14 protein-coding genes are annotated in these 11834 nt (G+C 33.7%); 2 read left to right on the forward strand and 12 right to left on the reverse strand.

Features of this window, described 5'->3' with window-relative positions:
- Positions 1-3: 3 nt before the first annotated feature.
- The 9 genes from flgC to DN394_RS18100 all read right to left on the reverse strand — a co-directional run bounded on the left by flgC (position 4) and on the right by DN394_RS18100 (position 6444).
- Entirely contained in the window at positions 4-417 is a 414-nt protein-coding gene (flgC, locus tag DN394_RS18060; RefSeq protein WP_042511534.1) for a flagellar basal body rod protein FlgC, read from the reverse strand.
- A 20-nt stretch (positions 418-437) separates the two neighbouring features.
- Positions 438-845: a flagellar basal body rod protein FlgB gene (flgB, locus tag DN394_RS18065; RefSeq protein WP_149294073.1), complete on the reverse strand. Its 408-nt coding sequence runs from the start codon at positions 843-845 to the stop codon at positions 438-440.
- 368 nt (positions 846-1213) lie between these two features.
- Positions 1214-1486 (reverse strand): hypothetical protein, encoded by a 273-nt coding sequence (locus DN394_RS18070; RefSeq protein ID WP_001058080.1) that lies wholly within the window; start codon positions 1484-1486, stop codon positions 1214-1216.
- Positions 1476-1844 (reverse strand): flagellar export chaperone FliS, encoded by a 369-nt coding sequence (locus tag DN394_RS18075; protein ID WP_149294074.1) that lies wholly within the window; start codon positions 1842-1844, stop codon positions 1476-1478. Before DN394_RS18075 ends, DN394_RS18070 begins: the two co-directional genes overlap by 11 nt.
- 22 nt (positions 1845-1866) lie before the next feature.
- Positions 1867-3270 (reverse strand): flagellar hook-associated protein 2, encoded by a 1404-nt coding sequence (locus DN394_RS18080; protein ID WP_149294075.1) that lies wholly within the window; start codon positions 3268-3270, stop codon positions 1867-1869.
- A gap of 19 nt (positions 3271-3289) precedes the next feature.
- Positions 3290-4153: a flagellar hook-associated protein 3 gene (locus DN394_RS18085; protein WP_149294076.1), complete on the reverse strand. Its 864-nt coding sequence runs from the start codon at positions 4151-4153 to the stop codon at positions 3290-3292.
- A 41-nt stretch (positions 4154-4194) separates the two neighbouring features.
- Positions 4195-5493 carry a flagellar hook-associated protein FlgK gene (flgK, locus tag DN394_RS18090; protein WP_149294077.1) on the reverse strand — a complete coding sequence of 433 codons (1299 nt, stop codon included), beginning with the start codon at positions 5491-5493 and terminating at the stop codon, positions 4195-4197.
- Between the two features lie 17 nt (positions 5494-5510).
- Entirely contained in the window at positions 5511-5963 is a 453-nt protein-coding gene (locus DN394_RS18095; RefSeq protein WP_149294078.1) for a hypothetical protein, read from the reverse strand.
- A 16-nt stretch (positions 5964-5979) separates the two neighbouring features.
- Positions 5980-6444 carry a YaaR family protein gene (locus tag DN394_RS18100; protein ID WP_000946323.1) on the reverse strand — a complete coding sequence of 155 codons (465 nt, stop codon included), beginning with the start codon at positions 6442-6444 and terminating at the stop codon, positions 5980-5982.
- A 143-nt stretch (positions 6445-6587) separates the two neighbouring features.
- On the opposite strand from DN394_RS18100, the gene DN394_RS18105 reads away from it, so the two are divergent.
- On the forward strand, positions 6588-7085 hold the full coding sequence (locus tag DN394_RS18105) for a hypothetical protein (protein WP_001020104.1): 498 nt from the start codon (positions 6588-6590) through the stop codon (positions 7083-7085).
- 39 nt (positions 7086-7124) lie between these two features.
- Positions 7125-7907, forward strand: coding sequence for a protein-glutamate O-methyltransferase CheR (cheR, locus tag DN394_RS18110; protein ID WP_149294079.1), 783 nt, complete (start codon positions 7125-7127; stop codon positions 7905-7907).
- Between the two features lie 33 nt (positions 7908-7940).
- Here the strand turns inward: cheR and DN394_RS18115 are convergent, their stop codons facing one another.
- The 3 genes from DN394_RS18115 to DN394_RS18125 are packed head-to-tail and all read right to left on the reverse strand — an operon-like array spanning position 7941 to position 11698.
- Complete coding sequence (locus DN394_RS18115) at positions 7941-8657, reverse strand: hypothetical protein (RefSeq protein WP_149294080.1); 717 nt, start codon at positions 8655-8657, stop codon at positions 7941-7943.
- Positions 8658-8684: 27 nt separating this feature from the next.
- Positions 8685-10025: a transglycosylase gene (locus DN394_RS18120; RefSeq protein ID WP_149294081.1), complete on the reverse strand. Its 1341-nt coding sequence runs from the start codon at positions 10023-10025 to the stop codon at positions 8685-8687.
- Between the two features lie 29 nt (positions 10026-10054).
- Positions 10055-11698, reverse strand: coding sequence for a flagellar motor switch protein (locus tag DN394_RS18125; protein ID WP_061673257.1), 1644 nt, complete (start codon positions 11696-11698; stop codon positions 10055-10057).
- Between the last annotated feature and the right edge of the window lie 136 nt (positions 11699-11834).

The following is an 11834-nucleotide window of genomic DNA, read 5'->3' on the forward strand; positions in this document are numbered from 1 at the left end:
CCCTTATCCTCGGCCGATTTCTAAATCTTTATCAAGCATTTTTTTATTCGCATTTAATACACTTGTATTCGCTTCATACATTTTTTGAGCAACCATTACATTCGTCATTTCAGCAGTCACATCAATATTTGGATAACGTACATATCCCTCTTCATTCGCATGTGGATGTGTTGGGTCATACACTAAGTTTTCAGTTTTATCTGCTTCAATACTTTTTATTTTTACCCCATTAGTAGGAGACCCATCTAACATATTTGCAAAACTATTGTTTGATTCTAGTACTACACTACGACGCTCATATAAATTTGCCCCCGGAGCAGCCGTTGTATTTGCATTTACAATATTGTTCGAAGTAACTTCCATCCACTTTCTCGCTGTCGTTAGTCCTGAGCCACTTGCATTAATTGCCTGAAACATCATTGTCTCTCCTTCTACTTTTAACGTCCACGTGCCGCTTGGTTAATTGCATATTGTGTATTAATCGCGTTAATTGAAATACCGTATAACTGATTTACTTTCATTAAATCTAGCATTTCTGTCGTTACATCCACACTATTTCCATCTTTATTCGTTTGCATTGACTTCGTTTGAATCTTTGCATATGTATTTTTCGTATTCACTGTCGGTAAGTGCATTTCATTCGTTTGATATAACTCTGGATTACTCTTTAAGTCTGCAACATTGTTTTTATATAATGCACTACTTTTATTCATTTGCTCAGCAAATGCTACATCTTGTGCTTTATAACCAGGTGTATTCGCATTTGCAATATTACTAGAAACCGTATTTCGTTTCGTTACTAAATAATTCATATAATGGCCTACATCACTCACTAAATCCGGCATATTCCACACCCTTTCTTTTTTAACTTAATGATCCACTGATGGAAGTTTCACTTCATTATTTATTTTCTTATATGTATTTATTAAAATATTAACAATCATGTACCCTTACATATTTTATTCCATTTTTTCATTGTTGTCTTTAGAAAAATACAAAAATATAAAAAAGAATACAAAAAACTGTATACACGCAATAATCTATGAAACATTTCAATATATGATCTACACACTAAAGTCCATTTTCACATTATTTAGATTACTACTATTTTTTCATTACAGTCATAAAATGAAACCTCAATCAGCGGAGGTCTTTATTTAAACAAAGGAATGGATCCCCTCTTAAAAGGGGAATCCGTTTCTAAACTCTATCACTAAAATTTACCGTAAAATGAATTAGCTTTCATGCGCCCATCATTTGTCATAATCATTTCTTCTAAAATCTTTTGCTTATCTCGAATATGCTGCGCCGCCTTAATAATGAATGGGCTTACTTCTGCTGCAACTTGTGCACGCGTTTCTTCATCCAATGTCATCATCCAACGATTTAACATCTCACTCTTCTCAGCAAACTCTCCATCTGACACTTGTAATTCACCGATTTCATTAAAACAGCCAACAAACGTCCGATAAATATCATTGTTCATTTTCAAGTGCTCCGCGGTAACCATCTATTAAATCTTGTAACACTTTCACAATCGCATCCATGTCTTTTGCTTCACGTGTTACTCTCATCGTTTGAATTTGAATGCTAATCCAATCGTATAAACCATATAAACTATCATATAAATCTTTCGTAATCTCAGGATTTAATTGAAGTTTTAATTCTTCAAAAATACGTTCTAACTTTTCAAGAAGTGCATCTCCTTCTTGTAGTTTAAAAGTATGTAAAAGTTCTTCTAAATTACGAAACTCTACAATGCATCTTTCATAAATAAAAATTGTATTTTTAATTGGATTACTCGTCATAATATCATTTTGCATATAACGTTGCCATGCTTGCATACAATCACTTCCTTACCTTTCATTAATCATCACTTTTTTGTTTTGTCATTGCTTTAATTGTTTTTAATTGGCTATCTAGCGCTGCTAATGTACTTTCTAGCTTTTGATACTTCTTCACAATTTCATCTTGCTTTTGCAAGTTTTGCGTCTCAATATCTTTAATCTTTTTATCTAAATCACTTACACGTGAATCAATGTTTTTTACTCGTTCTCCAACTACACCTTTATCACCAAATAACTTATCAAGTGGCTCTTCCATCATTTTTCCTAAACCGTTAGAACTAAAGAAAAATTGCTTCGCTGCATCTGGCTTCTCTTTTAGTGCTTGTGTTAATTTTTCATCATTAACTTCCATCGTTCCATCTTGCTTTAATTGAATACCAAACGAGAATAAATAATTACCATCTTGTGAAAATGTTACAACATTGTTCATAGCTTGACGCACACTTTGCATAATAGCTTGTCCTTGAAAGGCTCCACCTTTACCAGCAAAGATATCTACAGTAGAAACAGCTTTATTATAATCTGCAACCATCTTTTTAATACTATTTGATGCGTCTGTTACGTTTGAGTCACTTACTGTGAATTTTAGATCTATGCCTTTTGCTTTTGGTTCTGTTGTTGTACCTGCATCTGATGTTCCTTCTACTTTCGGCTCAGTTACTTTTAACAATTCAATTTTCACGCCTGGAAGAGCTTCAATTGTATTGCTAGGACTTTTACCTTCAATACCATTAATAGTATATTTTGCATCTAATGCTTCGTTAATAGTATTTAATTTCATTTCCGTGGCAAGTGGGTCTTTTCCTTCCACTTTCGAATAAAATAAATCTGTAAGTACATTAGACGGTGTCTTTTCTAATTTAATTTCATTCATTGCCCCTTCTTTTTTCGAGGTCATGAAAATTTTATCTCCAAGTGTATAAGCCGATACACCATAATCTCCGTCATTAATTTTATTAATTAAATCTTTATATGTCATATCAGTTGTTACTTTTAGTTCTTTATCACCTAGTTTGATTGTTTCATCTTTAGGAAGCTTCGCATTTATATTAGTAACCTTATTAGAGGCTATTTGATGACGCTGTGCAAGCTGAGTAATCGTCATATTAAAAGTGCCAGCAATTGCACCACCATCAGCTTTTACATCTATATAGCCTTCTTGCGTTGTCGTTACTTTTTTTTCATTCCCTTTAAAAGCCGCTAAGTTTTTAAAAGTTTGTGTGAAAGAGCTAAATTCCGATTTCAAACTTGTATATAATAGTTTATCATTTGTAAGATCGTTCTTTTCTTTCGTATACGGTGTTTTCCTCATATCTAACGCTTGCAGCTCTAATTCTACTAGGTTAGAAGTATCGATCATATTATTTCCAAGGTTCCAAATCTGTTGTCTACCACCAATACCTGTCATCGTTGTTCCTGCCATTTTTCTCACTCCTTGTATATTACATGTAGTCTAAAATACTCGTTTTACTCATCGTACTAACTGCTTTAAGCGTTGCTTCATACGTCGCATTAATATACGCTAAATCAGAGATTGCTACCGCTAAATCAACATCTTCAATTTCTTTACGATTTTCTTGAAGTGCTAAATTTTGTTCACTTAAAATCGTTTTAAATGTCTCCATTGTGTTCATTGTCGAACCAACTTCAGTTGTACGGTTAATGATGCCATCTAGGTTTTTCTTATTTTCTCCTAATAACGGCTGTAACGCTTTTTGGTCACCGTTTTGCATCGCTTCACTTATCTGTTTTAACGTTTTTATAACAGGGGATAATAATGCTTCGCCGTTACGGAATGCTTTTAATTCATAGCCATCATTTAGTTGCCAGTTCACATCATTTTGTCCACCTTGATACGTACCATCTTCTGTAAATGGTGGCTTCTCTGTACTATCACCACCAAAAATATAACGACCTTGCTCTTTCGTATTGGCTAAATATACAACTTGTCTTAAAATTTGATCAATCTCTGCACCGATGGCCTTCAATTCTTTTTCACCATTTTGCTCACTTAACGCCTGCAACATTAATTGATCTGTTCTCGTTACAGATTTCAAAACACCTTGTAAAGTATTTTCAGTTTGTGTTAATACATTTTTCGAGTCAGCTAAATCTTTTTGCATTTGTTCAATGTTCGCCAATGAATGTTGAATCGCAAATGATTTACTTGCCGCAAGTGGATCTTCACTCATAAAAAGGTTTTTCTTCCCTGAAGTTACTTGATTTCGGTGGTATTGTTGTTGCACATTCAAATCCATTAACTGATTCTTTGCCCAGCTTGCATTTTGAAATGTAGATACTCTCATTTCTATCTCCTCCTTATATATTTCCAATCAATTACTATCACTTATCGAATAATCGAAAATAGACTATCAAACACTTCATTCATCGTAGTAATAGCTTTAGAGTTTGCAACGAAATATTTTTGGAAGGCCATTAAATTAACCATTTCCTCTTCCATATTAACGCCTTCAACACCCATTTTTTCTTGCTGAATCCCCTCTAATAAATCCCCATGAATTTTTTGATAAGCATTCACTGCACTTTTATCAGATGCAACACCAACTACGAATTGGTCTAATGCTTGTTTATAAGAAAGACCTTCTTTATAATTTCCATCTGTAATTGCTGCTAGTTTATTTGCTGTTTCAGCTGATATTTTCATTTTCGAAACATCTTTTGCAAATTCAGGGTTTAATTTCATATCTTTCGCTTGATCTCCAACGAAGAACTCTTTCCCCATTACTGTGTTCACTTCATTCTTTACAGAACCCATTAGTTCTTCAAGGTTTTTCTTATAACTAGCAATCTTCGCTTTCGTATCGATCGCTGATTGGATTGCTCCACTAGTTAAAGGAATTTCCGAACCGTAAATTTCAGCAGTCATTGGTTCTTTTTCTTTATTTAATTGAAGTGGATATGTATCTTGTCCATTTACTGTTAAAACACCATTCATTCTAACACTCGCGATATTAGGATTCATAGATTCATAAGACACTTCTATATTTGCATACTTAGACATTTCTGTAATGATACGATCACGTTCATCCAAAAGTTGATTTGGCACTTGTGTACCTGCTTGTCCAATTTTTTTATTCGCTTCCGCTAAGCTGCCAGCAAGACGATTAAATTCATTGACATGCGCTTCAATATCTTCTCTCGTTTGTGCTTCTGCTGTATCTAAGCCTTTCGCCAGACGATTTACTTGGCTTGTAAACTTCCCAGTTTCAGCAATTAATGTGTCATAGTAATTTGGTTGTTCTGGATTTTTCGCAACTTCACGAAAGGCATTAAAGAAGCCATCCATTAAACTAGATAATGAATTCTTTCCTGTCGTTCCAACCATAGATTCTACACGTGATAAAGTCGAATTCATGTAGTTATAGTAAGAGAGTTGAGATAATTGATCGTTAAACTGTTTCGTCTTCACTTCATCTGTAATACGGTCAACGCCTAACGTTTGTACACCGTAACCTATTTTTTGTTCTGGTGAATAGCCCTGACTTGCTCCAGCCGATCCGTAATTCACCATTTGACGCACATAACCAGGCGTATGAATGTTTGATAAATTTTGTTTCGTCGTTTGTAATCCCATTTGTGCCGCTAACAAACCCGATAGCGGCGTATTATAATCAGATAATCTCATAATGTTTCACTTCCCCTTTACAATAGTTCGTTCATAAAGATTTGTGAATTATTGTTTCGCTCTAAATTATATTCAGAAACGGAATCCACAATACTTTCTGTAGTTTTTAATAGTACGTTTAAGTAATATTGATTTTTCAAAAGAATCATTTTTACATTCTCTTCTAATTCAGCTACAGTTTTTTGTAATTCTTCCATTTTTTCAATTTCTTCGTTAGAAAAATACGAAAATAACGCACTTACGCGAAATGATTCCACGCCCTGTTCTTTACAAAACTGAACAACTATTTCTTCAAATGAACTTGATAACTTTTTTAAACCATCAATGTACTGCAATTGCTCTACTTGTAACTTTTGAACTGCATTTACATTTTTATGTTTTAAATTCTCATATATTTGTTCTCCAAGCGCTTGAATGTTTTCATATGCTTTTTGAATAATAACGAGCTTTTCATATAATTGTATGTACATATAGCTTCCTTCCCTTTTACAAGACTAAATTTACAATTAAACCGTGGATCTCTCCAATTTGATTTAACATTTCTAAATGTCCTGTTTTCGTATTAATTAAGTTCATAACATCTTCTAACTCATTTAATCCCATTTCCGCCTGTTTCACAATCGTCATTTTCTGTGAATATCCATAACGTGGATGACGAGACATGACATCTTTATATTGCAATACATTGTCAACGTAAAAATTCAAAAATGATTTTACTGTATTTTTGTATTCCATTACGTTATCAAGTGTTAATTCCATTTCAATTTTCTCTTTAATTTCTCCAATGTTATCGACAAATGCTTCCATTTGTTCTAGCAATTTATCTTTTTTCGGATCTGCATGCAAATTATCCGAAAATGCAAGTCCTGTCCTGACATTTGCTTCTTTCGGCATTTGAGTAGCAGGCGGTATATGCGATAAAATTGGATTATGCGAGATAGAACGCAGCATATATATCACCTTTTTATTTTTTTATTTCTTCCTAAAGTTAATCGTAAAATCTAGTTATTTATAATTATACTCTGAACACTAATATTTTGCAGTTATTTTTTATAGAAGATATGTTACAATTTAGCATGAGGTGGCACAATTCTATGAATATTTTTCTTTGTGGTTCAAATCAATTAACAGCATTAGATCAAGAAGAAATTAAAAAATTTTTAACTGACTATGCTCACAAACATAAAATTTACATATTATGTTATAAATCTATTGAAAATGAGGTACTTCGTTTTTTCGTCGAAAACGAAAGACTCGCTCAAAATTTATGCCTTTACACGCTACAACCGTTTCAAGCAGTAACAGATGAATTTCAAGAAATCGTTGATTATTTAAAAACACACGGAGCCGAGTATGTTGCTTTTGATCATCCTTCCGACTCTATTTACCGATCAGATTATATGTTTTTTGTTAAACAAATTATTGAAGATACCGATTTAGTTCTCTGTTTTTATAACGGAGACAAGCATACATCTGTCATTCCCGTTGATATTGCAAAAGAAGCTGGGATTGATGCTGTTATTTATGATTTACCAGGTTTACATGAAAAACAGATGAAAAAAAACTTTGAACAAAAAATCCGTATGATGTAAAGGGGGAGGCACAATATTGTTATTGTGCCTATTATAAATATGATAATTGAACAAGATTATGATCATTTTATCGCGAGTTTTAAACAACAATTCAATATGGATATCGCTTCATATAAACAAGATAGAATGCGTCGTAGAATCGACGCTTTTATTTCGAGAAAGGGCTTTGAGAACTACACTAGTTTTCTAAGCAATTTACGTACCGATCAAAATTTATTTTTAAGTTTTATTGATTATATTACAATTAACGTTTCAGAATTTTTTAGAAATAAAGAACGTTGGCAAACGTTAGAGACGAAAGCACTACCAAAATTACTTGAACAAAATAACGGAAAATTAAAAGTATGGAGTGCCGCTTGCGCTGCCGGTGAAGAACCGTATACACTCTCTTTAATTTTATCGAAGCATCTAGCTCCATTTCGTTTTGATATACAAGCAACAGATCTTGATTTTCACATTTTAGAAACTGCAAAACGCGGTCAATATACAGAACGTTCTTTAAAAGAATTACCTATCGATTTGAAAGAGCGTCATTTTACAAAAGAGAATGATATATATTCATTACATCAAAATATTAAGCAAAACGTCACGTTCAAACAACACGACCTGTTAATGCAGTCGTTCGATACAAATTACGATTTAATCATTTGTCGCAACGTAATGATATACTTTACTGAAGAAGCAAGGGTAAAACTTTATGAAAAGTTTAGTCGTTCTTTACGAAAAGGCGGCGTACTATTTGTTGGTAGTACCGAACAAATTTTAACACCTGAACGTTATAATCTTCAGAGATTTGATACATTCTTCTACGAAAAAATATAAAAGAGGTCGTCACAATGTAAAGTGACGACCTTTTTATATAACTCGAATTAAAATAATACAAACTACCCATATAAAGAGAAAAAGAAACGTCATTGACCATTTATGTTCTTGCATCGTTTGTTTCAACGCCTGTGATAATTGTGTCATATTCATTTCTGCAAGTGCTCTCCATACACTTACATCCCGCTCTTTAGCAGTGCGATCTGTAACGCTAATTAAAATAGTTTCGTTAGACAATTTCATTATGTAAGCAGTAATAACCGTTACCATTAAATTTATATTTCCTTCTGACGAATCACTTTCCACTCTAGAAATGAGTGCACTTACATCTAATAACGGAATATGTACCTTTCTACCAAATGATAGTTGTACTTCTGCGAAATCATACGTTCCATCTAACAAAGGAAGTTCTTTTATATGCGCCTGCTTAACAAGTCCTTGTAAACTTCTCATTACTTGTTCAAATACTTTTTCTGTTTGCTTCCCTTCTTCAGATAACGTATGCAACTTTTTAAAGAGTTGCAGTACTGTATCCATCTCTTTAGAAAGCATTTCCTTCATAACCTTTCCATCACCTAAACTCGCAAGTAAAATCCCTATTTCATTATTTTTCGAAATAATCTTAGACTGTCCAGTAAACACTAGATTACTATGCTTTCGTTCTTTCTGGATTTCATGTTCCGAAATAGCTGCAGGCTGTTTTAATGGTTGTAGCGTCTTATCTTCAATTGTCGTACGTTTAATTTCCATTTAAGCGCCTCCACTACTATGAAATACTTAGCCCCATTCTTTATTACTCTTTAAAACTAAAAATAGTACGAATAAACCTGACATGATAGTAAATACATTAGAAGCTTGTATTCCCTGTTCACTTTTTGCTTCTTTCTTGTCTTCTGGCTCTTCTTTTTTCTTTTTCGAAATGACTTGATTGTTATTATCTTTATCTTTTTGAGCCTTCGTTTTATTTACTTCCTTGTTGTCTGTGAGAGGCTCTTTTATAACATAAGTAATTTTTTCTTTCTCTTTCAATGGTTCTTTTATAAGATCGTTTACTTTCTCTTCTTTTTTTGGAATTTGAACAACTTGTGGTTTTTTTTCCTGAAGCGGGATTTCTACTTTCGAGTCTTCCTGCTTCTCAGTTTCTTTCTTATCTTCTAATTTATTTTCTAATTCATCTTCATTCTCTCGTTCTTCTATCTTTTTATCCTCTTCTGTTTTTTGCTCCAAAACAGAAACGACATACTCACTTTCTTCAACGAGTTTATTGCCTGCCGCATCCACTATCTCTACAAGTAATTCGTATGAGCCAATTGGCAACGCATCCGTTATTTCAAATACCTTTTGCCAATCCATATCGCGCTTATTGTAATCTAATAAAAATGTAATTTCTTTATTTTCTTTCCCCTTTAATGTCACACGAACCTCTTTCACAACCGATTCTTTGTCTGCCGCCTTCACTCGCACACGTATAGAATCACCTTGTTTCCGTTCAATTAACTTCTCTTTCGCTTCATCAATAGTAACTTTATGTAACTTCGGCAATTCTTTATCTATAGTTGGCGTTTCATTTTTAATCTGAACGAGCGGGACTTTCACTTCATTTTCAGTGAGTTCTTCTTTCTCATTTTCTTTAGAACTTTGAATGAGCTGCAGGTTCCAATCACCTTGCAAATCAAAAGTCTCGACCTTGTAGTTAGCAATCCATCGATTCGTTTCCTCTTCATACTTAAACGATAGCACTCTTTCTTGTTCATACTGATCGCCGTTTTTTGGCAAGCGCAAAATACCTTTTATACTTTGAACATTTTGCTCTTTCGGCTCTACAATAATCCGCACTTCTTCGCCAACCTGTAATTCTGGTTTATTTACTGTAATAATCCCTTGATCCGTCTCTATCTTTTTTTCGACCTCTTGTTCATTTGTTACTTCTTGTTGTTCCTCTTTACCTTGATTCACTTGCTCTGGCTGCTCTTGAATTTCTTTGTTTTCTTCTTGTACATTCATTTCATTTAGTTTTTGATCTGGCTCAATTTGTTCTTCCGCCTGACTTTGCAGAGGGAAGAACAGACACACATTTATGAATAACCAGCTCATTAGAAAAAACTTTACGTTTTTCATCTACTAGCTCAAACTCCTATTTCAACGACTTATAGCGATTTCGTCACTTTTACTCCGAAAAATCCATCTACATTTACAAGTTCACCATACGCCACCAATACATCATTTACATAAATACGAATTGGCTCGTCAATATCCTCATCTAGCACAACTGCTTCATTCTCTTGTAAACTTAAAATATCTTGAATGGTTTTCACTGTGCTTCCAAATACAAATTTCACATTCATTTCTACATTTTGTAAGATGGATGTGTCCATGTATACTGGTTCCATTTGTTTTACTTCTTTAAATTCAATAGGTTGTACAACAGATTCTACAATTTTTTCTTCTTCAATTTCTTCTGTAACAATCTCTTCTTCCTCTTCCATCATTGGATATAGAAGTCTTCTTACCATTTCTTTCGCTTCTGAAATCGGTAAAATTTGATACATTTTCGATTGAAGCAGGTCGCCAATTTCAAGGTTGAACGTAATTTGAACGAGTTCGTCCACTTTCATTGACTCTCCCAAATATTCCATTTCTTCTTTTAACGTTACGAATTTAACATTTGGTGGTGTCATGTCCATTTTTTCTTGAAACATTTCTGACATCGCTGTTGCAGCGTGCCCCATCATTTGGTTCATGATCTCTTTAATACCGCTCAGTTCTAATTCACTAAGTTCTTTCTCTGGATCAACTTCCCCTGTTCCCATCATCATTAAATCTACCATTGTTAAAGCGACATCTTTCGTAAATACGAATACATTCTCATTCTTTAGTCCTTCAACAAAATCAACATTTAAAATAACAAATGGGACTGGTACTCCGTCATAATGACGAACATTGATTGATTCTACATTGGGCGTACTAATTGTAACTGGCTGATTTAAAAGTGTTGACAATACTGTTGAAGCGGAACCAATTGAAATATTTGCAATTTCCCCAAGGACATCTTTCTCTTCTTGTGTTAAATGCTCTTTTTCAACTTGTTCTTCTACAATCTCAGTTTCCACTACTTCCGCTGGCTCGTCTTTTTCTTCTACTCCACCAGATAATTGCATTAATTTATTTACCATTCGTTTCGCATGTTCAACTGAAACAATTTGCACAAGTTTAGAGTTTACAAGATTATCTATCTTTAAATCAAACGATACTTTAACAATCGTTTGATTCCCATCGATTTCAGAAATTTTTTCCATTTCTTCTGATAACTTTACAACTTTAATTGTCGGCGGAGACATATCTACTGTATCTTGGAAGAATTCAGACATAGATGTAGCTGCGAACCCCATCATTTGATTCATCGCTTCTTGTACAGCACTTAGCTCTAATTCACCAAGTTCTTTTCCGTCTTCCACTTCACCTGTTCCCATCATCATTAAATCAGCAATAGATAATGCAACATCTTGCTTAAGGACAAGAAGGTTTTCCATATCTAATCCTTTTGTAAAATGAATGTTTAATACAACGTGTGGAACTTCGACGTCGCTTGAATCATATAAATCTACCAATTCTATGCGAGGAGCAGTAATGCTTACTTGCCTATTTAAGATTGTTGATAATACAGTCGAAGCTGAACCAAATGATATATTTGCAATTTCGCCAAGAATATCGCATTCTTGAGGCGTTAAATGCTCATTTTCTTTTTCTAGCACAATTGTGCTCGTATCCCCTTTTGTGTGTTGCTCAGGCATTTTCTCTGCCTCCTCATTTCTGTTTTTCTATCAAATGATATAAACTCTCATTTTATTTTAACAAACTTATTATATAAAACGTTAATATGTATTTATTCCCATTTTTAGATTAGTAACGATTAACCAAAAAGCTCCC

The organism is Bacillus sp. BB081, assembly GCF_008368895.1.
In the GTDB taxonomy this organism is placed as follows: domain Bacteria; phylum Bacillota; class Bacilli; order Bacillales; family Bacillaceae_G; genus Bacillus_A; species Bacillus_A wiedmannii.

What these genes read in the sequence shown, in the direction of transcription:
- flgC (WP_042511534.1), bottom strand. Translation starts at nt 417, where the DNA reads ATGTTTCAGGCAATTAATGCAAGTGGCTCAGGACTAACGACAGCGAGA.
- flgB (WP_149294073.1), bottom strand. Translation starts at nt 845, where the DNA reads ATGCCGGATTTAGTGAGTGATGTAGGCCATTATATGAATTATTTAGTA.
- DN394_RS18070 (WP_001058080.1), bottom strand. Translation starts at nt 1,486, where the DNA reads ATGAACAATGATATTTATCGGACGTTTGTTGGCTGTTTTAATGAAATC.
- DN394_RS18075 (WP_149294074.1), bottom strand. Translation starts at nt 1,844, where the DNA reads ATGCAAGCATGGCAACGTTATATGCAAAATGATATTATGACGAGTAAT.
- DN394_RS18080 (WP_149294075.1), bottom strand. Translation starts at nt 3,270, where the DNA reads ATGGCAGGAACAACGATGACAGGTATTGGTGGTAGACAACAGATTTGG.
- DN394_RS18085 (WP_149294076.1), bottom strand. Translation starts at nt 4,153, where the DNA reads ATGAGAGTATCTACATTTCAAAATGCAAGCTGGGCAAAGAATCAGTTA.
- flgK (WP_149294077.1), bottom strand. Translation starts at nt 5,493, where the DNA reads ATGAGATTATCTGATTATAATACGCCGCTATCGGGTTTGTTAGCGGCA.
- DN394_RS18095 (WP_149294078.1), bottom strand. Translation starts at nt 5,963, where the DNA reads ATGTACATACAATTATATGAAAAGCTCGTTATTATTCAAAAAGCATAT.
- DN394_RS18100 (WP_000946323.1), bottom strand. Translation starts at nt 6,444, where the DNA reads ATGCTGCGTTCTATCTCGCATAATCCAATTTTATCGCATATACCGCCT.
- DN394_RS18105 (WP_001020104.1), top strand. Translation starts at nt 6,588, where the DNA reads ATGAATATTTTTCTTTGTGGTTCAAATCAATTAACAGCATTAGATCAA.
- cheR (WP_149294079.1), top strand. Translation starts at nt 7,125, where the DNA reads ATGATAATTGAACAAGATTATGATCATTTTATCGCGAGTTTTAAACAA.
- DN394_RS18115 (WP_149294080.1), bottom strand. Translation starts at nt 8,657, where the DNA reads ATGGAAATTAAACGTACGACAATTGAAGATAAGACGCTACAACCATTA.
- DN394_RS18120 (WP_149294081.1), bottom strand. Translation starts at nt 10,025, where the DNA reads ATGAAAAACGTAAAGTTTTTTCTAATGAGCTGGTTATTCATAAATGTG.
- DN394_RS18125 (WP_061673257.1), bottom strand. Translation starts at nt 11,698, where the DNA reads ATGCCTGAGCAACACACAAAAGGGGATACGAGCACAATTGTGCTAGAA.